Source organism: Streptomyces sp. NBC_01210, assembly GCF_036010325.1.
Lineage (GTDB): Bacteria > Actinomycetota > Actinomycetes > Streptomycetales > Streptomycetaceae > Streptomyces.
On the sequence record NZ_CP108549.1, the window covers coordinates 8,845,718 to 8,866,911 of the forward strand.

The window sequence follows — 21,194 nt, forward strand, 5'->3', positions numbered from 1 at the left end:
ACGGAGCCGGTCACGGGTTCTCGACATCGCCGTCCGAACTTTTTAAGAATCTCGTCGATGAGCCTGGATGAGCCGTCTCGTGGTGTCCGCGTCCACGCCGTGGCGCGAGGGCGAGACGGAGCGAGGCCTTCCAAGATCAGCAGCGACCGAGCAACTGAATCAAGAGAAGGGCGCCGACAGTGATTGACCGCATATGGACGTTTGTGCGAAGAAACGACACGGTTGCCTGGCTACCCCGGACGGGAAAGGGGCATTCACCTTCTTTCGTGTGATGACAGGCGAAGTGATTAGGAAGGAGGGTGAGTCGGCACCTACAGGAGAGCTGAGGATCACGCATGACCGTTGAAGCCGACCGGGAAGCCGTGCAAGCGCAAGCGTCCGAGCAACAGAGTCTGGCGACGTCCGCCGCGCGGAACCTGGCGACGACCGCGAAGTCCGTTCCGCAGATGCAGGAGACCTCCTCGCGGTGGCTGCTACGGATGCTGCCGTGGGTGGATGTGCAGGGCGGAACCTACCGGGTGAACCGGCGGCTGAGCTACGCCGTGGGTGACGGGCGGGTGACGTTCGTGCAGACCGGCGGGCGGGTCTCGGTCATCCCGGCAGAGCTGGGGGAACTGCCGGCGCTCAGGGGGTACGGCGACGAGGCGGTGCTGGGCGAGATGGCCGGTCGTTGCGAGCAGGTCGACTGCGCGCCGGGCACGGTGCTGGCCCGTGCCGGCGACGCGAACGACCGCGTCTTCCTGCTGGCGCACGGCCGCGTCGACAAAGTTGGCACCGGACCCTACGGCGGAGACGCCGTTCTGGGATTCCTGGCCGACGGCGCCTACTTCGGCGACCAGTGTCTGACCGAAACGGAGCCGGCCTGGGAGTGCACATTCCGCGCCACCACCGCCTGCACGGTGCTGGTGCTGTCCAAGAGGGATGTCGACAACCTCGCCGCACGCGCCCAGTCGCTGGGCAGCCACCTGGACACCGTCGCGGCGCTCCCGCAGCAGCGCACCAACAGGTACGGCGAGGCGGCGATCGACCTCGCGGCCGGACACGTGGGCGAGCCACTCATCCCCCACACCTTCGTCGACTACGAGCCCAAGCCGCGCGAGTACGAGCTCTCCATCGCGCAGACGGTCCTGAAAATCCACAGCCGCATCGCCGACCTCTACAACGAACCGATGAACCAGACCGAGCAGCAGCTCCGCCTCACCCTTGAGGCGCTGCGCGAGCGCCAGGAACACGAGCTCGTCAACAACCCGGAGTTCGGGCTGCTCAGCAACTGCGACTACGCGCAGCGCCTCCAGCCCCATGACGGGGTGCCCAGTCCCGACGACATGGACGAACTGCTCTCGCGGCGGCGCGGGAACAAGTTCTTCCTCGCCCACCCCCGGGCCATCGCCGCATTCGGGCGCGAGTGCAACAAGCGCGGCCTGTCCCTGGAGCGGGTGGACATCGGCGGCCACCGCATCCCTTCCTGGCGCGGGGTGCCGATCTATCCGTGCGGGAAGATCCCCGTCAGTGAAGCTCGTACGACCTCGATCCTGTGCATGCGCACGGGTGAAGACGACCAGGGCGTGATCGGGCTGCGGCAGTTGGGGATCCCGGACGAGATCGAGCCGAGCCTGTCGGTGCGTTTCATGGGCATCGACGAGCAGGCGATCATCTCCTACCTCGTCACCGCCTACTACTCGGCCGCGATCCTGGTCCCCGACGCCCTCGGCATCCTGGAGAACGTCGAAGTCGGCCGCTGGCGCTGACCGCAGCTGACGGGCACCCAAACTGCCCCGCTGCCCCGGCTCGGCCGGCCGCACGCCGTCCGCGTCCGCTCACGCCTGCGCCCACGTATGACGCGCCACGCAGGCATGCCCCGCACGCCAGCAGGCGCGCCCACCCGCCCCATCCGAAAGGCACTCCTCGTATGACCCGAACCAGTGGCGTCGGCGTCCCCCCGTGGACATGGGACGGGCCGCCGGCCACTCACCCACCAGTCCTCCCCACGGCCCCGACACCCCGTACGACCGCGCAGGCCCTACCGGCCCCGCCCTCGCACGTCGCGCTTGAGCGCCTGCTGGCCGGCCCCGCCGGGCCGGGCACGGCTGCCGCCCGCGCCATCCGATCCCGCACCCCGTCCACGGCGTCGCAAGTGGCGCAGTCCGCCCGACAGGACGAGGTCCCACCGTCCGCAACGCAAGACCCCTCGGGCGGCCAGGACACGGCTGTGCGGATCCCGCCCCTGTACTGCCCCGACGCGGTGCGTGATGACCCCGCCCTCGGGGAGGAGGTCAACAACCGTCTGGTCGACTGGGCCGCGGAGATCGGCATCTTCACCGGCCGCCTCGAACGCCTGCGCTCGCATCAGTTCGGGCGCCTGTTCATGCTCGCGCATCCCGACTGCGACGACCCCGACCGCCTGCTGGCGGCGGCCCGCTGCGGGCTCGCGGAATGGTCCGTGGACGACCACTGGGTCGACGAGGGCGACGACACAGAACCGGAGCTCCTGGGCGCCCGCCTCGCGATGGCCCACGCGGTGGTCGACCCCGTCCGCCTCCCTGCCCGCTACCTCGCGCAGTTCGAAGAACTCGTTCACCGGCAGCCCGTCCTGCGCGCCTTCCGGTCCAGCCTCGCCCACCTGTCCCAGATCGCCAGCACCACCCAAGTGGCACGTCTGCGCCACGAACTCGCCGTCATGTTCGTCGGATACGGGCAGGAAGCCGAATGGCGCAGCAGTGGGCGCAAGCCCGCGGTGTGGGAGTACCTCCTGCACCGCTACGAAAACGCCTTCTACCCCTGCATGGTGCTGATCGACCCGGTCGGCGGCTACGAACTGCCCGCCCACGAGTTCGCCGACCCCACCGTGCGCCGCACCTACCTTTACGCAGGCATGGCCAACGTCCTGCTCAACGACCTCTACTCGATGGCCAAGGAAGACCCCGGAGACACCAACCTGCCCAACCTCATCGCCGCCGAGGATGACTGCTCCCTCCAAGAAGCCGTAGACCGCACGGCAGCCATCCATGACGAACTCATGCACACCGTCCAGGCCGACTGCGCCGTCCTGGCAGCGGCCGGCTCCCCCCAACTGCGCCGCTACCTGGCCGGTCTGTGGGCGTGGATGGGCGGCAGCAAACAGTGGCACGCCACCAGCGCCCGTTACCAGCACGCGAACTGAACCCGTATCGAAACGCGCAAAAAGGAGAAGTCCATGACCGTCCAGGACACCACCACCCATCCCCTGCGCAGCCTCTACCAGAAGTCCGTCGCCAACTACTGGAACCAGGAGAGGAACCCCGTCAACCTCCGCCTGGGCGAGGTCGACGGCATCTACCACCACCACTACGGCATCGGCGACGTGGACTGGTCCGTCATCGAGGGCCCCGAGGAAACCCGTCAGGAACGCCTCACGGCCGAGCTCCATCGCCTGGAATGCGCCCAGGCCGACCTGCTGATGACCCACCTCGGCGACATCACCCCTGCGGACCGCCTCATGGATTCCGGTTCGGGCCGCGGCGGCAGCAGCTTCGTCGCCCACAGTCGCTTCGGCTGTCGCGTCGACGGCGTCTCCATCTCCGAAACCCAGGTCGCCTTTGCCAACGGCCAGGCCAAGGAACGCGGCGTAGAGGGCAAGGTCCGCTTCCACCTCAAGAACATGCTCCACAGCGGCTTCGAGAGCGACAGTTTCCAGGCTATCTGGAACAACGAGAGCACCATGTACGTGGACCTGGCCCTCTTGTTCCCCGAATACGCCAGGCTCCTCAAGCACGGCGGTCGCTACGTCACTATCACCGGCTGCTACAACGACGCCTACGGACTGCCGTCCCGGGCCGTCAGCGAGATCAACGCCCACTACATCTGCAGCATTCATCCCCGCAGCAGCTACTTCAAGGAAATGGCCGCCAACCGCCTCGTCCCCGTCAGCGTCATTGACCTCACCGCGGCCACCATTCCCTATTGGGAACTGCGCGCCAAGTCACCCCTGGCCACGGGAATCGAGAAGGCCTTCCTGGACGCCTACAAGGACGGCAGTTTCCAGTATCTGCTGGTCGCAGCAGACAAGGTCTGAACCGCGCCGGCCACCGAGCCGCCTGGCCCCAGCACCTCAGCCGGCCCCCAGGGGAGAGCCTGTTCACACCAGCCCATGAGTGCTCGCTCCTGTCTGATCCCAAGACGCTCCCATAGACCGCTGTTTGCGCCCTGCACTGCCGCGAGGCTCTCCGGTACTGCTCGAACATGCCCGGACATCGCAGATGTCCCAGTGATCTGTCCGATGCCCGCCGGGAGTTGATCGAGCCGGTTCTGTCCGCCTGGCGTGCCGAGCGTAGCGGCAGGGGCCTCGGCGTGTGTGGTCTTGGTTTTCGCCGGGGTTTGTGGTTGTTCTGGGTGGTTGTGGCGGCTGGTGGCCTGCCGGGGGCCAGGGAGCCTCGCCTGCCTTCGCCGTAGTCCGAGCCGCTGCCGACCCTTGGCAGCGCGCAGCCGATGGCGTCGGGTGACTCTGGTGTGCGCCATGGGCAGATGCTGCCGGCGGCCGATGATTGGTGCCCGGTCTGCAGGGTGTCACCGGCGTCTCGTAGGCTCCCGGCCATGAGCGACGGGGAATCCGGCAGACGGGTCATCGATGGACGCTTCGAGCTGGAGGCGCGGCTCGGTGGCGGCGGTATGGGGATGGTGTGGCGGGCGCGTGATCTGGTGCTGGACCGGGCCGTGGCACTCAAGGAGGTGCGGCCGTCCGATCCGGGGCTTGCGGAGTACGACCCGGAGGCGGCGGCGATGCTGCGGGCCCGGGTACTGCGGGAGGCGCGGGCGCTCGCCCGAGTGGACCATCCCAACGTGGTGACTATCCACCATGTGGTGGACGACGGTGGGCTCGCCTACCCGTGGCTCGTCATGGAACTGGTGACCGGCGGATCGCTCCAGGACCGGCTGGACAAGGGGCCGATGGCGCCCGTCGAGGCCGCCCGGCTCGGGCGAGAGGTGCTGGCCGCGTTGCGGGCCGCGCACGACGTCGGGATCCAGCACCGGGACGTCAAGCCCGCGAACGTGCTGCTGCGACCGGACGGCCGCCCAGTGCTCACCGACTTCGGCATCGCCGCGATCAGGGAGACGACCGTTCTGACCGCGACCGGGTCCATCATTGGAACGCCCGACTACATGGCCCCCGAGCGGATCTCCGGCGACGACGGTGGGCCCGCCTCCGACCTGTGGTCGCTGGCGATGATGCTGTACGTCGCCGTCGAGGGGAACAATCCGCTGCGCAGGGCGACAACGCTGGCGACGCTGGCGGCCGTCCTCCGCGAGGAGCTTCCGCCGCCTCGCCGGGCGGGGCCCCTGACCGGGGTGCTGGCCGCCGTACTCGTGAAGGACCCGGCCGCGCGGCCGGACCCGGATATCGTCGACCGGATGCTCGCGGCTGCCGTGGAGGGCGGCCCGAGCGCTCCGAGGGGGACCGGCGAGCCCACGTCGTACCGGCTGACGCCTCCGCTGGGAGAGGTGACCGGGCCGTCCGTACCGGCAGGCTTCGGACAGCCGACTCCGCAGCACGCCGTGCCGGGACCGATAGGGCCGCCGACTCCCTACCCAGCGGGCCCGACGCGGCAGACTCCGCCCCGGCCGAACCGTGGGAAGCACCGGATCGCGGTCGCGACGTCCGTCGTAGGCACCGTACTGATCGGCGTCCTGGTGTGGGCCCTGTTGCCGGACGGCAACAAGCAGGGTGGCGACACGGCGTCGAACGCACCAGGTGGTTCCGTCACCGGATCGCGGACTCCGACACCGACTCCCACGCCCACGCCCACTTCCACACCCTCGAACTCCGTCGCGAAGAACGATCTGCTGACACCGGACGGCATCCGGACGGCGATCAAGGAGATCAAGGCCGCGACGGGCACCGACCGTGCGTCCGACCTCACCGTCTACCCGGAGTACGTGTCCGTGGACATCATGGTCAAGGGCAGCAACACGCGGTACGACAGCTACACCTACCGCGTCGGCGAGGGAGTGGTGAAGGGCATCATCAGCAGCACGCTGTCGGGCGGCGACCGCCCGTTCAGCCTGGACGGTTTCGACTGGGACGTCGTCCCCGCCCTGCTGAGAAGGGCGGAGAAGGACCTGAACGTGAAGAAGCCGACCATGCGCTACCTCGTCGTCCGGCCCGCCGACGAAACCTTCCACACCCCTCTCGGCCTGGCGGTCTACCTCACCGACGACTACGCCAGCGGCTACCTGGACGCCGATCTCAAGGGCAAGGTGACGCGGGTGATGCCGGCCGAGAGCTGACCCGCCGTCGGCTACGCGCAGGCGGAGTGTCCGACCAAACGCGGCCCAGGCCCCGGGAGTTACGTCCTCGCCCGGCCACCGGCCGGTACAACTTCCCTTGTTGACCCGCTTGATGCGGGGCAACAGGCCGAAGCTCAGCAATCTCGCGCTGCCGAACCCGAGTTCCGACTTCGTGCGGATAGTTCAAGTGGATCACTCTTCGGTGTGCCATTCCGGGCGTCGGAGAATTCTGTGGGGTTGCCCCCACACATTCCTCACGACAGGTGAGTAGAGTCCGTCCCCAACATCCCCACGCACACATCAGGAGCCCCTCATGCCCACACAGGAGAACACCACCCTCAAAACCGAGTACGCCGACAAGGTACGCGCCGACCTGGAGAGGAACCGTTCGGAACAGGAGCGCATCCGCGCGGAGATCGAAACACTGCAGGGCCAACTGGCCACCCTGGAGTCCGATCACGCTCTTCTGGAGAGCATGAGCGCAGCCCTGGGCGACGAGACCGCAGCCGCCGTGCCCGCACCCCGCCGCGGCAGGAAGACGGCCGGAACCACACCGGCCAAGAAGACGACCGTGACGAAGACCGCCGCAGCGGCCACGAAGTCCGCCGCGAAGAAGTCCGCGGCGAAGACGGCCGTACAGAAGCCCGCGGACACGGTGCCGCCGCTCACCGACCTGATCCACCAGCACCTCAGCGGCCAGAGCGAGCCGCGTACTGCACGCGAGATCGCCACAGCACTCGCCGAGACGCACCCGACCCGCAACATCAGCGACAACCTCGTGCGCACCACCACCGAGCGTCTGGTGGCCCGCAGCCGGGTCGATCGGGCCAAGCAGGGCTCGACCGTTTACTACACGGCCATCAAGACCGAGACTGCGCCTGGGCCCGCCGAGGAGACCACCGCAGCTGCCTCCTGATCTCAGGCTCCCGCTCTCGCAAGGGCATCGGGGCCCTGCAGGCGGCAGCTCACCGCCGGGCCCGGGGTGTCAACGCCGCTGCCCGCCGCGGGGAGAGCGCCGCTGGGCGCGCCGGGCCTGACCAGGGGCACGACGCGGGTCATCGTCCCCGCCGGCGGGGGTGGGGGAGGAGAACCCGACCGCCACAGCAGCCGGTGCGGCGGGCGACGGAACACGCTGCCCGGCCCGCTCGGGCCGCTTCAACGATTCTGGTGCGGCCGGGCGGGCCGTGGGGGCGGGGAGGCCGACGACGCGCGTGTGGGTCATCAACGGCGCACACACGGTGCACACTTCAGCGAGGTGCCACACGCGGCCCACGGCCGGATCATGTCGCAGTACCAGCACCGTTCCGCCCGAGCAGTGGACCCGCATGCCCTCGTGGGCGGCACACTCCGCCGCGCGGCACTGACACGATGCGTAGGCCCGTACCCTCGCGGCCTTGGCGTGCGAGGCCGCGTGCAGGGCGGCGAACCGGCGCAGCCCGGCCACGTCCCGTGACCGTGCAGGCATGGTGCAGGCACCCGTCGAGCAGGACACGGTGGCCGTCCGGTCGGCATGGCCGGTCAGCCGTACCGTCCAGGTCCGGCCCTGCATACGCCCGGTAGGGGTCTCAGTGGGGGTAGTGCTCACGCGCAGCCGTCCGTTCGAGGAGGTCACAGGGTGATGTCGTCAACATGATGACTTCCCCGCCGCGCCGACGTCAGCACCTGTCGGCGTCCACGAGTTGGAATCCCGCACGGTGAGTCGCCGACCCGACGGCCGACCCGACGGCCGTCCCGTCTGACGGTGCCGGTCAGCCGTCTGCCACGCGGAACACTCCACGCGCACCTCGACCGGCAGCGTGGAACCGCAAGGTGTGGATGCCCGCGGCCAGAGCGCTGTACCGCGGATACCGGCACTGTGCCAGCACCGGCTGCACCGGCACCTCGCGTGCCCTGGAGCGGGAGCCTTCCCGGGCGGCCTGTTGTCAGTGGTGGTCGGGATGATGGTGGGCATGGACGAGTTGATGCGGGGCCGGGTGTACGGGGCGGACCATGAGGACCCCGATCCGGGTCCCCAGCCGGGCCACGTCTACCGGGAGCTGGTGGGTGGACCGCTGGACGGGCTGCTGCTGGATGTGACCGGATGGAGCGCGGCCGAACTGGCCGCCGGCGCTGCTCTTCCCACCGAAATCAGTGCCTTCGGTCCCGGCGGGCGCGCGACGTACGGGCCACGCGCCGATGACGTGAGGCATTGGGATTGGCGGGGCGACATCCGCTGACCTGTCCGAGGGCTTGCGGTCCCAGGGGCTGACGCGCCGAGCGGCACCGGCGTCCCGTCCCGGCGTCGGCAGGCGTCACCTGTGCCACAAGAACGAACGCGACCGCCGGGACGATGCCGACAACCTCGAGTCCGGCCATCGGCACGGAAGAAGAACCCGCTCATCCCGGCCCTCAAGGCCGCTCGGGCGGAGGAGTCGGCCGACGCCCGCATCCGCCGCCTCTACACCTGTAGAAGATCGTGGCGGGGGCGTCGGAAGAAAGGGACCTGGCATGGCCAGCAGTGCGGTGGTTGCCGGCGGAGGCATCGGTGGGCTGGCCGCGGCGATCGGCCTGCGCCTGATCGGCTGGCAAGTGACCGTCATCGAACGCGTCCTTGTCCTCGACGACGCGGGCGCGGGTATCTCTCTGCACGCCAACGGCATTCGCGCCCTTGACGCCATCGGCGTCGGCGAAGCGGTACGCGTGGCGGCACAGCCCGCGCATCGCGGGCCCGGGGTCAGGCCGGGAGGGCGTCGACGGGGGGCCGAACAGTTCGGTGATCGACTGCCGGCTCGGCCGCCGGGGAGCAGCGCCGTACGTCTTCTGAGTCATGGGCGACACTGGTCGGGTGATTGTCGAACGCGCGTATGCCCATTTCTCCTCGTACGACGAAAACGCCTGGCCTTGGTCGGTGCCCTGCGTCCGGCAGCTGCTTGACCAAGGGCTGCGCTTCACCGAGCCGGTGACCTTTCTGGTCGGTGAGAACGGCTCGGGGAAGTCGACTTTGGTCGAGGCGCTGGCGGAAGGGTTCGGTCTGGACTCCTACGGCGGCTCCCACGACTGGCGCTACACCTCCTCGCGTGGCAAGTCGGTGCTCGGCGAACGGATGAGGTTCGACGCGGCCGCGCGCGGGCGTCGTATGGTAACCAGCTGGTCGGCCCGCAAGGGCTTCTTCCTGCGGGCCGAGACCGCGCTGGACGCTCTGGGCGGGGAGGGGTTTTCGCCGGACTCGGTCAGCCATGGTGAGGGCTTCCTCGCGGCGTTCCGCGGAAAGTTCCTCCAGGCCGGGCTCTATGTCCTGGACGAGCCGGAGGCGGCGCTCTCGTTCTCTTCGTGCCTCGAACTGATCGGGCACATCGACCGGTTGGCGAAAGAAGGGCGGCCAGGTCATCTGTGCCACGCACTCCCCGCTGCTGACCGCCCTGCCGGGCGCGGACATCATCGAGGTCGGCGAGCACGGCATGCGGAGGGTCGGCTGGCGGGAGCTCGGTGTCGTGGACCACTGGCGCCGCTATCTCGCCGACCCGCACGCCTACCTGCGGCACATCGTGGAGCCGTAGGCGGCGCCCTCAGCTACGACCGGACTACCCATCCCGGGTGGGGGCGTCGGACGCCGCGACCCACGAGTTGGTCCCAGACGGACCCGACCCCAGCAGCAGCCCGGACGACTGGTCCTTCAACGCACCCGTTGTGGACCTCTTCGCCCCCGAGCTTGTGGACATGGAGATCAGCCAACACGTAACAGCGGCCACAACCAACGGAAGCACTCAGCCGCCAGCTGTGACGCTCAGCCACAACTCGTGTGACAGCCGGCGCCCTTTAGCGGTTGAGTCAGCCCCGCTGAGCGTCGGAGTTGGCCCGCAGAATGACGGACATGCGTCTGACCTGGAGGGCGTGGACAGAGGTACGAGTCAGCGCTTGCGACGTAGGAAGTCGCGGGCGCCTCGCAGGTTGGTACGCAATGTGCGTTGCGTCCGAGTGCTGTCCAAGCGGACGTCCAGCGCTCCCGGGGAATCAGCATCGGCGCGGCGACCGGCGGTCAGCATCGAGGCGTCCAGTTCATCGCGGCCGGCGATCAGGACACCGAGCTCATGACGACTGACTGCATCTGATCCTGCTAGGTGGCACACGCCTGCGACATCGGAGACGGTCAGCTCAAGAATGGCCAGGGCGAGGTCTGCGACATGTACGGGACACCGGATGTCATCGGTGAACAGCACGCCACTTCGTCGCCCGGTGGCCAGATCGTGGATGAATGTCTCGTGCACGGAGCCACCGCCGCCGATGATCAGCGAGGTGCGAGCGATGACGGCGGTCGGGGCGAACAGGCGGATCGCCGTTTCGGCCGCAGCCTTCGCAGCCCCGTATGGGGTGATCGGATCCGGCGTGGCGGATTCGTCGTAGCGGACGTCGGCGCCGGAGAAGACGGCGTCACTGGACACATGCACCAGCCGGGCTCCGTGCTGCGTGGCGGCCATCGCAAGGCAAATGGCGCCGTCGGCTGTGGTTGCCCAGTCGGCCTTGCGGTACGCCGCATTGATGACAACGCCCGGCTGGGTCTCCCTGAGCGCCAGTGTGATCTCCTCGCTGCGACGTAGGTCCATGGGCAGCCAGTGGATCCCGGGGATGTCGCCGGCGCGAGTTGCGAAGGTCGCTGTCACGGCGTGTCCGGTTGCCAGTGCCTGCTGAGCCAACTCGCGGCCCAGGAAGCCACTGCCGCCTACGATCAGGATGTTCATGATCCGCCACGTTAGGGCCCCGCGTTTCGTTACGTCATCCGGCTACCGGGTCAGCTCCGACGCTCAGCGGGGCCACATCAAGCGCTAAAGGGCCTGAAGGGTTCTGACCGCTCTTCCGTGATGCCTACGGCTGAAGGAGGACGCGGGCTCTGAGCAGTGCGAATGAGGCTCGCCCGTACATTTGCCGCTTGATCGTTTTGATTCTGTTGACGCGCCCTTCGACGATGCCGGAGCTGTAGGGCAGGGTGAGGCCGGCGGTGACGGCGTAGAGGTCCTGGCGGATGGAGTCGGCGAAGATGCCGATGGCATCCGGGCCGCCCAGCTCGGCCATCTGAATCCAGTCCCGCAGTAGGTGGCCCTGGCGTTGGCGGAGCATGTCCGTGAACTCCCGCGCGACGTCACAGGCCAAGGCGATCTCCGGGCAGGCACTCCGAGCAGCTTCCAGCTGGGCAACGTCGGAGGTGTTGAGTGTCTCCTGGGGGCGCATGATCCATGAGGTGATGTCGCGAGGGCCGGGAGTCACCGAGCGGGCAGGGACCGCGATGCCCTCCCGGATGGCCGTCACGTAGCGGTTCACAACGTGGTATCCACCGGTGTAGCCGAGGGCGAGCAACTCGCGATAGAGCTGCATCGAACTGGTACAGCCCGCCTGGAAGCGGTGCTGCACGTGCTCGATGAACGGGTCGAGGACAGCGTGGCCGCGGTCCTGCGCCGAGGCGAGAAGCCCTGCCAGGTCCTTGTTCCGGTAGCGCCGGACCGTCTTGCGGTCCAACTGCAGACGGCGGCCGATGGCGCTAAGCGACAAGCCGGTGTCGGCGAGCTGGATGTTCATCGCCCTCGGGATTGGGGTGGCCGCCACCGAGTAACGCCCGCTAGGACCGCGTCGCCCTCCCGCACTCGTCCCCAGAGGACTCGCCCCGCCCGACCGGTGCGCTGCGGTCGTACGGGTCGACCTCCGTGCCGGCCTCGTCTGCCCGGCGGTCCGTGCCGAAGGGCGGGGTGAAGTAGCCCGTGGGGGCGCCGCAGCCGCCGTTGGTCATGTCGTACTTGTACGAGACGATCGAGAACGTGCCCGGCTCGGTGATCACCTTGTCAGGGTCGTCCCAGCTCAGGACCAGCTCGCGCCGGACGATCGTGCGCACGACTTCGTCGTCGCCGCCCGCTTCCGCGCGGGTGACCGGGTAGACGAAGGTGACGTCGGCGGTCACCTCGAGCGCGCCGCGCTCCCCCTCCCGGTAGGTGAGCCGGCCCCGGGTCTTCACGACGTCGCCGACCAGGTGGGTGCGGGAGGGCTGGAAGCGGCTGAAGAGGAGGAGGGGGTCGTTCTTCTCGCTCGGGGTTTGGAAAGCGGTTTTCAGAAGGTCTTGGACGTCCTTCTGGTGCGGGTTGATCAGTGCAATCGCCTTCTCGGGGCGCTCGCCCCGCAGCACCCCGCGGTCCAGGCCGGACGCGACGAGGAAGTCCCGGCTGCGGGCGAGGGCCCGCTCGACCTCGGCCGCGCTCATCCAGCCGACCGCCACGGCCTTCGGCACGGTGATCCCCGCCGCTCCGCTCGCCCAGCTCGCCGCCGGCGAACCGCGGAACGGCTCGTCCATGGTGGGGCGTTGGGCCGCCTCAGCCGGGGGTGCCTGGGTTGGGCGGGCGGTCTCGGCCGCCAGGGGCGGGGAGTCAGGGTCGTCGCCGGCGAACAGGTTCACTATCCGCCCCGGCGCGAGCGCCACCACGAGCAGCACCAGCGAGGCCAGCAGTCCGACCACGTACCAGCCCGTGCGCCGCTTGGGCCGCGCGGGCGTGTAGCTGCGCCAGCCCTCCAGGCCGCGGCCGGGCTCCGCGCGCAGGCGCTTTGCCACGTCGCGGGCCCGCGCCGACGGCTCCTTGGGCGCGTCGGCGGCACCCGCCACCGACTCGCGCAGAAACCGCTCCCACTCCTCGTCGGACCTGGACGAACCGTCCGGCTCCGTACCGGCACCCATCCCCAACCCCCTGGCAATCAGTAGACCGCGGCCCTCCCCTGGGACGCGTCCGCATCATCACACAGAGCGCTGACAGCGAGGCCGGCTGGGCGGACGGTGTGGGCGCGCCACCCTTTCTCAACTGGCCAACTGAAGGGTTCTTACCGCCCTCTGCTACACCGGTGGATACCACGTTGCGAACCGCTACATGATGGCCATCCGGGAGGGCAGCGCGGTCCCTGCCAGAATCAAAACGATCAAGCGGCAAATGTACGGGCGAGCCTCATTCGCACTGCTCAGAGCCCGCGTCCTCCTTCAGCCGTAGGCATCACGGAAGAGCGGTCAGAACCAACTGGAGCGCTCAGTCGCAACTCGTAGCCCTTTTACCCATTCGCGCCATTTAACGGTCAGGGCCTGCTGAGTCGGGGCTGCCTACCGGGCCCGTTCGTGCGCCGGAGGGCTTCTGCGTTCAGCCGCGGGCGGCGGCGCAGTAGCGGCCGGCTGCCGCGGCGACCTTCGGCGTGGCCGACCGCGGTGTTCACGTCGGCGCGGACAGGGCCGCGAGGTAGGCGGACAGGGCCGCCGCGGTGCCGGCGAGTGGGAAGCGGGCACCGAGCTGCCCGTCCGGGCGGACGACGAAGCCGGTCGGGCCGTCGGGGCGGAAGAGCCGGGCGAACTCCCCGGCCGCGTCGCGGTATCCGGGGACGGCCAGGGTGCCGGGGGCGGTTGGTGCGGCTTCGCGGGGGAGGACGGCGATGGCAAGCAGGCCGGTCCCGGGGTCCGGGCCGTCGGAGGTGCCCGGGCTGCCGCCGCGCACTCGCGGCACCCAGGCGGCCCCAGCCGCGTCGGCGGCCTCGGCCAGGTCGGCGGTGTCGGCCGCGTACAGAAGCAGCACGTGCCCCGTGCGGCCGCGCAGGATGTCGAGCAGGCGCAGCGGGTAGGTGGCGACGGGGGCGGTCAGGCCGGCGCAGTCCGGGGCCCGGTCGCCGGGCTGGGGCGCGTCAGCGGGCCCGGACGGGCTGCCGGCAAGCGGGCCGCCCCGGTAGCCGACGAGCAGTTGGGCCTCGCGGAGCATCAGGGTCCGCGGGTCGCCGGGGTCGGTCTCGATGCCGTGGGTGGCGTGCCGGACGGTCCGGCCGACGACCTCTTCGCCGATCGGGCGGCGTTCGGCGTCGTAGCTGGCGAGCAGGGCGGGCCCGGCCTTCCCGTGGACGACGAGGGCGAGTTTCCAGGCCAGGTTGCAGGCGTCCTGGATTCCGGTGTTCATGCCCTGGGCGCCGGTGGGCGGGTGGATGTGGGCGGCGTCGCCCGCGACGAAGACCCGGCCGTCGGCGTAGCGGTCGACGATCCGGTGGCTGATGCGGAAGACGGAGGACCAGCGCATTCGGGAGAGGGCGGCCGGCCTGGGGGCCAGGCGGTCGACGACGGCCTGGATGTGGAACAACTCCGGGGCGCGGCAGCCCTCCAGGCCGTGCGCTACGCCGTCGCCCCGCGCGGGCGGCCGGTTTGTCGTCCGGGTGGAGAGCTCGGGCGGGACCAGCATCGACATGCGGTAGCGGCTTGCGCCGGGCAGCGGGATGCAGACCAGCAGGTCGTCGGTGGAGCCGTCGTCGGCCCGGTGGCTGGAGCGTATGCCGTATCCGTGTGGCAGGTCCCAGTCGGCCTCGACGTCGGCCAGCATGTACCCCTCGGGGAGGGCCCCGCCCTCGAAGCCGAGTCCCAGCCCCTTGCGGACGATGCTGTGCGCGCCGTCGCAGCCGATCAGGTAGCGAGCACGGACCTCCTCGACGGCGCCGGAGGCGGTGCCCAGCCGGGCGGTGACCCCGTCCGTGTCCTGGTTGAACGACAGCAGCTCGGTGTCGCGTTCGATGGCCGTGCCCAAGCTCGCGACGTATTCCTCCAGGAGGCGCTCGGTCTCGTACTGCGGCAGCGCGGCGAATCCGTAGGGCACCTCGGGCGGCAGTGCGAGGTCGATCCGCGCCTGCTCCCGGCCGTTGACGTAGATCAGCTGGCCGCGCAGCGGAATGGCGGCTTCCAGAAAGCTGCGGGCCAGGCCCATCCGGTCCCAGATCTCCAGGGTGCGCGGCTGGATGCCGACCGCCTTGGCGTAGGGGAGGCGGGCCGGCAGCCGATCGACGAGACGGCAGCGCACCCCGCGGCGGCGGAGTTCGGCGGCCGCGCTCAGTCCGACCGGGCCGGCGCCCGCGATCAGTACGTCGGTTGCTTGGGTGTGCGCCACGGGTGCCTCCCAGTGCCTGGCCCCCGGGCCGGTCCCGTACTTCATGGTGGCCCGGCGGGGCGCGGGCGGCGAGCCGGGCACCGAGGCCCGGGGCGCGGGTGCCCGCGGCGCGGGCCGTCAGCGGGCGGCGTAGTGACGGGGGCCGGGACGCACCCGCATTCGCGCAGGTCATGGCCGCGATGTGCGTCCCCCGGCCTGGCCCGGTGTGGTCAAGCAAGCCCCCATCGGGGAAGGCCTCGCGAGCGGATCATCGTCGCCGCTGCCACGATCCACGAGGCGCTCGCCGCCTGCCCCTGGATCGTGGAGGTGCTGACCGCCGATGACCTGATGTCCACGTCCGCACTGTGGTTCGTCGAGCAGATCGTCGACGGCCTGGTCGAATGCGGCCTGCCCCCCGAGCGGGCCGTGCACGGTTACCGCACGATTTGGTACTACACCGCCGGAGAGATCGTAGTCCGGGCGACAGCGGCCCGGCGGCGCGCAGACGATGACCGTGCGACCTACCGGGAGCAAGTCTTCGCCGATCTCGACCCGGGCGAGCTGCCCCGCTTGGCGCAGGTCGCGGACCACTGGGCGCCGCTGACCGCCGAGGACACCTACCTGGATGGGCTCCGAGCCTTGGTGGATGGCCTCCTCGCCACCTGCTGAGGGGTCGCCGTCGTTTCCCGACACTCCGGCCCCGCGATCACGAGTGCCCGGCGTCGCCCAACCCTGACGCACTGATTGGCAACTCATGTTGACTATGACTATTAGTCAACTATGGTTGCTTGTATGCCTGCTGTTGAGAGTCCCGTTCCCCGAGAACCCGCAGACGCCCTGGCGGCTGTCGTGGCGTTGCGGCGCCTCGCTGATCAACTGGAGGACGCTGCGGTCGAGCAGGCCATGCGGACGGGCTGGGGCTGGCCGCAGGTCGCCGAGGCGCTCGGTGTCACGCGCCAAGCCGTCCACAAGAAGCATGCCAAGCGGCTCATCACCGCCGGAGTCAAGCTGAGGAGGCGCGGCGATGACCGCGTTTGACAAGTACCTGCACGCGGTCATCGTGCGGGCGTCGCACGAAGCCCGCGAGGACGGATCGGCGGTGGTCGAGGCACACCATCTCCTGTTGTCGATCGCCGCCGAGCAGGAGGCCGTCACGCATCAGGTTCTGACCTCGGCCGGGCTCGATCACGGAGGTGTCCGCGACGCGCTGGACCGGGAGTTCGAGCACAGCCTGCGTACCGTCGGAGTGTCTCCGGCTGTCTATGACCTTCCCTCGCCGAGCCGTGCTTCCGAGCCACCCACCATGGGTGCGTCCGCCAAACTCGCGCTGGAACGGAGCTTCTCCTCCGTTGCCCGCAAGAAGGAGCTGCGGCCGGCGCATGTGCTGCTCGGGATTCTGCAGGCTCAGGTCGGCACTGTGCCACGCGCTCTCGCCCTGGCCGGCGTCGATCAGGCCGCATTGGTGGACCACGTACGGCAGACACTCGGCAACGGGGGCGAGTGACCGCCAGAGACAGCCGACACCGTCCATTCCCGAACATCGACCAGGGTCGCTCGCCCGCGCCGGTACCGACAAGGAGAGATCCCCGCATGCACCAACGTGCCGCCCACCAGCCGGACCCCACAGTGGTCGACAGCCATGCGGCGTTCCAGCAGATACTCAACCAGGCCGTGAGTCAAGGCGGCCTTCCCGGCATCTTCGCCGAGATCCGCGACGGCGACGAGCGATGGTTCGGCACGGCAGGAGTGGCCGACACCGCAACCGGCCGCAAGCGCTCACCGCAGGACCGGTTCCGCATCGGCAGCATCAGCAAGACGTTCGTGGCCACCGTGATGCTGCAACTGACGGCCGAAGGCAGGCTGAGCCTTGACGACACCGTGGAACGGTGGCTGCCGGGCGTAGTCCGCGGCCACAACCACGACGGCAGCCAGGTGACGATCAGGATGCTGCTCAACCACACCAGCGGGATCTTCAGCTGCACCGATGACCAGGAAGCACTGAACCGTCACGAGACCCACAGCCCCGAGTTACTGGTGCAGATCGCCATGGCGCATCCGGCCACCTTCGTGCCGGGTTCGAACTGGGCGTACTCCAACACCAACTACGTCGTTGCAGGCATGATCATTGAACGGGTCAGCGGCCGGGCGCTTGCCGACGAGATCACCGAGCGGATCACCCGCCCGATCGGCCTGACCGGGACGTACCTGCCGCACGGCAGCGACCCGACGATCCACGGGCCACACTCTCGGCACTACACGAAGCTGTTCCGAACCGAACCCGACGCCCCGGTCCACGACGCGACCGAGTTCGACTCCACCATGGTCTGGGCGGCCGGCGGCATGATCTCCAGCCTCAACGATCTCAACCAGTTCTTCGGCGCCCTGCTGGGCGGCCGCATACTGCCGCCAGACCAGCAACGCGACATGTTCACCACACTGCCGACCCACCGCTGGATTTCCAACGCCACCTACGGTCTCGGCGTCTCCTCAGTGACCCTGCCCGGCGGGGAAACGATTTGGGGCATGGGGGGCGCTCTCTTCGGTTCGTGGTCCTACACATACGGCACCCGCGACGGCAAACACATGACTACCGTCAATGTCAACGGCGACTGGGTCAACAGTGGCTGGGACGACCCCATCGGCGTCTTCACTGATCTGCTCCAGACGAAGTTCTCGCGCCTGGGGGATACCTGAACATCCCAGTCACGATGCCGGTCGGATCCGTCCCGCGTCGTCTGCGGCCCGGCGTGGGGACCGGGCACGACTGTAGGGAGAAGGCCCATCCGCTTGTCCTTGTCGAGTCGCAACGTGCCGCGAGCACCGAGGTCTCGGCGTGTGCCGGTGCGCTTCCACGCTGATCCGCCGGGAGCGGTTGCATTGCAGCCTCAAGCCGTCGCGGATGGTCCTTGATCAGCCAATGGTGTCCGTCGCCTCGGCCGCCCTCATCAGGAGTCCGGCGGGACCCCGGCTCCAACAGCGTGTACCCGGTCCTTGTCAGAGCGAAGGCTTTTCCTGTCGCGTGTATGTGCGACACCGTCTCGCCTGTGCGAAGAAACGCGCAGAAACGTCGTTACCGAGTTTCCATCCGCCGAGCGGGTGATGTGCCGGGTGGCGTAACCGATGGTGCGCCGGAGCACGCAAGGGCTTGCTTTTGATCATTGAACGGATCGGTGTAGCGGACAGTGAATGTCAGGGTCACGCTCGCCGCATATGCGCCACCGATACCGGCGCTTGTTACGGAAATGTCCGCAAACGGTAACGTGCGCCGGTTGGCCTGCCGCCGGCCGCGCCGGGCGCCCCAGAGTTTGGGTCCTCGGCCCAGCACGGTCCGGGAACCCGCACCGCACCACCAGCTCTCATCGGCTTGTGGAGCACCGTTCTTGAGGAGACGTCACCTATGTCTGCTTCTCGCACCGCCCGCCGTATCGCGGCGACCGTCCTCGCGGCCGGCGCCGTTGTCTCCGCCGTCGCCCTGCCGGCCTCGGCCGACGACAACGACCGCGGCCGGCACCACCAGCGTTCCCAGGTCGTGATCAGCGGCGTGCAGGCCGACAGTCCCAGACGCGGCATCGGCACCAACCGGTCGCTGAACGCCGAATGGGTCGAGATCACCAACAACACCCGTCGCAGCGTGGACCTCAGCGGCTGGACTCTGCGCGACGCGGACGGCAACCGCTTCCGCTTCCATGACGTCCGCCTCCCCGGCCGCTCCACCGTCCGCGTTCACACTGGCGCCGGCCGCGACAGCCGCACCGACCTCTACCAGGGCCGCCGCACCTACGTCTGGGACCGCTCCGACACCGCGACTCTGCGCGACGACCGCGGCCGCACCGTCGACATTGAGTCCTGGGGCCGCGGCCACCACCACTGACCCAGCCGGTGAGGGCCGTCCGACCGTCGACACCGGATGACCCAACCCTCCGTGAACCGTGTGCCCGGGCAGCCTGACCTGCCCGGGCACACGTGCCGTCCAGCGCCCGGTGCTCCCGCGCCTCGTTCGCACGCCGAGCGGGAGCATCCCAAGCTGGGGGAGTCTTCGGCGCCCACCATGGCTTAGTTAGGCCTGGGAGGCGGTGCACGTCGGCCAGCGGCGGTGGCGGTAGGTCAGCCGGTCGGCGGCGAGTTGGTGGATGAACTGAGCAACCATGTGTGCGCCGCGGGCACCTTGTGGGCGGAGAGGGTTGCCGCAGATCACGTGGACTGCCAGGCCGGGTTCGGTCCGGCCGTCGCTCTCTCCGTGGAAGTCCCGTAAGTCGACCGCCCGATGTGGGGCGGACAGTTTGCTGATCACGTTGCCGGTCGCGGTATCCAGGACCGCGGAAACGTCGACGGTGTCGTGCACCGGACGAAGTCGAAAAGGCCATCGCCAGTCCAGCCGGGTCGTGCGTGCCCTGTGCCCCGCGCACAATCGGCGTCGGGGTAGTCGTCTTCCGCGCCCATGGGCCTGCGACGCTGCCCGTTCGTACTGTCTCTCTTCACACGCGGCGGACGACTGTGAGGACCTGAGATGCACTTTGCGGAACTGCCCGATGTGCGCGCAGCGCGCTGGCCGAATGCGCCCAGCCTGGCTGACGATGTGTTGGACCTGGACAATGCGGAATTCCTGGCCGAGGTGCGGGCGGCCGCCGCGTGTTTGAGGCAGCGCGGGATCGGGAGCGGCGACGTGGTGGCGGTGATGCTGCCCAATCGCGTCGAATTCGTGGTCGCGCTCTTCGCGGCCTGGCGGCTGGGCGCGGCAGTGACCCCGGTGAATCCGGCACTGACCGCCGACGAAGCCGAATACCAGTTGGCCGACTCGGCAGCGAAAGTCGTCGTCGGTCAGGACGATGACGGCCTGGTCCTGTCCCTGCCCAGGATCGATGTCGCGGAGCTCCGCACAACCGCTGGGTCCGCAGGCACCGCGAACGCCGCGGGGGGGGCCTGGGGCGGGCGAGGTGAGACGCCACCCGCCACCGACGCACTCGCGCTGCTCATCTACACGAGCGGCACGACGGGAAGGCCCAAGGGCGTCATGCTCTCCCACGCCAACCTCGAGGCGATGTCCACGATGATGATCGAGGTGTCGCAGCTGGCCCAGGACGACCACAGTTTGCTGATCCTCCCTCTCTTCCACGTCAACGGCATCGTGGTCAGTGTGCTGTCGTCGCTGCTCGCGGGGGGCAGAGTCACTGTCGCCGGACGCTTCAAGGCCGAGACGTTCTTCCGTACCATCGAGGCGGTACGCCCGACCCGTTTCTCGGCCGTGCCCGCGATCTACGCGATGCTGATGGAACTCCCGGAATCGGAGCAGCCCGACACCTCCTCCGTCCGGTTCGCGGCGTGCGGGGCCGCGCCGATGCCGGCTGAGCTCATCGAACGCTTCGAGGGCCGCTACCGGATCCCGATCGTGGAAGGCTATGGCCTCTCGGAAGGCACGTGCGCGTCGACGTCGAACCCCCTCGACGGCCTGCGTAAGCCCGGCACTGTGGGCCTTGCCATGCCGGGCCAGGAGGTTGCCGTCATGGATCCCTCAGGCCGCCTACTGCCGCAGGGCGCTACCGGTGAAGTCGTTGTCCGCGGCCCGAATGTGATGCGTGGTTACCTCAACCGGCCCGGGGAGACCGCTCGTACGGTCGTCGACGGCTGGCTCCACACCGGTGACGTCGGCCAGTTCGACGAGGACGGCTACCTGGTGCTGGTGGACCGAATCAAAGACCTGATCATCCGCGGTGGGGAGAACATCTACCCCAAGGAGATCGAGTCGCTCCTCTACAGCCACCCGGGGGTATTCGAGGCGGCTGTCGTGGGGCAGGCGCACGAGGTGTTCGGTGAAGTGCCCGTGGCCTTCGTCGTGTTGCGTCCCGGCGCGACCGTCACGACCGAGGGCCTCCTTGAGCACTGCCGCGGTTCACTCTCCCGCTTCAAGCTTCCGGAGCGGTTCATCGCGGTGGAGACACTCCCCAAGAACCCCGTCGGAAAGACGGACAAGCCCGCTCTGCGTGCGGAGCTCGTCTCCCACGCGTTCCCGGCCGTCTGAGCCGCTTCCTCCTCCGTTCCGCCCCCGGGCGA

Annotated in this window: 16 protein-coding genes and 4 pseudogenes; 15 read left to right on the forward strand and 5 right to left on the reverse strand. The window is 69.0% G+C overall.

The annotated features are described in order from the left end of the window. The first annotated feature begins 335 nt into the window (after positions 1-335). The 9 genes and pseudogenes from OG735_RS39890 (at position 336) to OG735_RS39930 (ending at position 9,797) form a co-directional block, all read left to right on the forward strand. Positions 336-1,748 carry a family 2B encapsulin nanocompartment shell protein gene (locus OG735_RS39890; protein WP_327328023.1) on the forward strand — a complete coding sequence of 471 codons (1,413 nt, stop codon included), beginning with the start codon at positions 336-338 and terminating at the stop codon, positions 1,746-1,748. Between the two features lie 161 nt (positions 1,749-1,909). Then, positions 1,910-3,160 carry a family 2 encapsulin nanocompartment cargo protein terpene cyclase gene (locus OG735_RS39895; protein WP_442812568.1) on the forward strand — a complete coding sequence of 417 codons (1,251 nt, stop codon included), beginning with the start codon at positions 1,910-1,912 and terminating at the stop codon, positions 3,158-3,160. Positions 3,161-3,193: 33 nt separating this feature from the next. Further along, a complete protein-coding gene (locus tag OG735_RS39900; protein WP_327328024.1) occupies positions 3,194-4,051 on the forward strand; it encodes a geranyl diphosphate 2-C-methyltransferase in 858 nt (285 codons plus the stop codon). 167 nt (positions 4,052-4,218) lie between these two features. Further along, positions 4,219-4,323, forward strand: a pseudogene (locus tag OG735_RS39905) (IS5 family transposase); the annotation flags it as partial. A gap of 246 nt (positions 4,324-4,569) precedes the next feature. After that, positions 4,570-6,261, forward strand: a complete 1,692-nt coding sequence (locus OG735_RS39910) for a serine/threonine-protein kinase (protein ID WP_327328025.1) — start codon at positions 4,570-4,572, stop codon at positions 6,259-6,261. A 313-nt stretch (positions 6,262-6,574) separates the two neighbouring features. Continuing rightward, on the forward strand, positions 6,575-7,177 hold the full coding sequence (locus tag OG735_RS39915; protein ID WP_327328026.1) for a hypothetical protein: 603 nt from the start codon (positions 6,575-6,577) through the stop codon (positions 7,175-7,177). Positions 7,178-8,210: 1,033 nt separating this feature from the next. Further along, complete coding sequence (locus tag OG735_RS39920; RefSeq protein ID WP_327328027.1) at positions 8,211-8,477, forward strand: hypothetical protein; 267 nt, start codon at positions 8,211-8,213, stop codon at positions 8,475-8,477. A 271-nt stretch (positions 8,478-8,748) separates the two neighbouring features. Next, positions 8,749-8,991 (forward strand): annotated as a pseudogene (locus tag OG735_RS39925) (FAD-dependent monooxygenase); the annotation flags it as partial. 94 nt (positions 8,992-9,085) lie between these two features. Further along, positions 9,086-9,797: pseudogene (locus tag OG735_RS39930) on the forward strand (AAA family ATPase). A 351-nt stretch (positions 9,798-10,148) separates the two neighbouring features. Here the strand turns inward: OG735_RS39930 and OG735_RS39935 are convergent. The 4 genes from OG735_RS39935 to OG735_RS39950 form a co-directional block, all read right to left on the reverse strand. Next, positions 10,149-10,976: an SDR family oxidoreductase gene (locus tag OG735_RS39935; protein WP_327328028.1), complete on the reverse strand. Its 828-nt coding sequence runs from the start codon at positions 10,974-10,976 to the stop codon at positions 10,149-10,151. Between the two features lie 124 nt (positions 10,977-11,100). Then, positions 11,101-11,808, reverse strand: coding sequence for a transposase (locus OG735_RS39940; protein WP_327328029.1), 708 nt, complete (start codon positions 11,806-11,808; stop codon positions 11,101-11,103). Positions 11,809-11,848: 40 nt separating this feature from the next. Next, positions 11,849-12,949, reverse strand: coding sequence for a hypothetical protein (locus OG735_RS39945; RefSeq protein WP_327328030.1), 1,101 nt, complete (start codon positions 12,947-12,949; stop codon positions 11,849-11,851). 517 nt (positions 12,950-13,466) lie between these two features. Then, positions 13,467-15,212, reverse strand: coding sequence for an FAD-dependent monooxygenase (locus tag OG735_RS39950; protein ID WP_442812569.1), 1,746 nt, complete (start codon positions 15,210-15,212; stop codon positions 13,467-13,469). A 189-nt stretch (positions 15,213-15,401) separates the two neighbouring features. On the opposite strand from OG735_RS39950, the pseudogene OG735_RS39955 reads away from it, so the two are divergent. From OG735_RS39955 to OG735_RS39975, 5 genes and pseudogenes are all read left to right on the forward strand, one after another. Beyond that, positions 15,402-15,815: pseudogene (locus tag OG735_RS39955) on the forward strand (TetR/AcrR family transcriptional regulator C-terminal domain-containing protein); the annotation flags it as partial. A 123-nt stretch (positions 15,816-15,938) separates the two neighbouring features. Further along, positions 15,939-16,184 (forward strand): hypothetical protein, encoded by a 246-nt coding sequence (locus OG735_RS39960; protein ID WP_442812570.1) that lies wholly within the window; start codon positions 15,939-15,941, stop codon positions 16,182-16,184. Beyond that, positions 16,171-16,650 (forward strand): Clp protease N-terminal domain-containing protein, encoded by a 480-nt coding sequence (locus OG735_RS39965; RefSeq protein ID WP_327328033.1) that lies wholly within the window; start codon positions 16,171-16,173, stop codon positions 16,648-16,650. The genes OG735_RS39960 and OG735_RS39965 overlap by 14 nt, the downstream gene beginning before the upstream one ends. A gap of 86 nt (positions 16,651-16,736) precedes the next feature. After that, the gene (locus OG735_RS39970; RefSeq protein WP_327328034.1) at positions 16,737-17,840 is read left to right on the forward strand and encodes a serine hydrolase domain-containing protein; all 1,104 of its coding nucleotides are present in this window, start codon (positions 16,737-16,739) and stop codon (positions 17,838-17,840) included. Positions 17,841-18,543: 703 nt separating this feature from the next. After that, positions 18,544-19,017, forward strand: coding sequence for a lamin tail domain-containing protein (locus OG735_RS39975; RefSeq protein WP_327328035.1), 474 nt, complete (start codon positions 18,544-18,546; stop codon positions 19,015-19,017). A gap of 186 nt (positions 19,018-19,203) precedes the next feature. Here the strand turns inward: OG735_RS39975 and OG735_RS39980 are convergent, their stop codons facing one another. Further along, positions 19,204-19,488 (reverse strand): hypothetical protein, encoded by a 285-nt coding sequence (locus tag OG735_RS39980; protein ID WP_327328036.1) that lies wholly within the window; start codon positions 19,486-19,488, stop codon positions 19,204-19,206. Between the two features lie 165 nt (positions 19,489-19,653). Between OG735_RS39980 and OG735_RS39985 the strand changes: the two genes are divergently transcribed. Beyond that, positions 19,654-21,162, forward strand: a complete 1,509-nt coding sequence (locus OG735_RS39985; protein WP_327328037.1) for a class I adenylate-forming enzyme family protein — start codon at positions 19,654-19,656, stop codon at positions 21,160-21,162. Positions 21,163-21,194 lie beyond the last annotated feature (32 nt).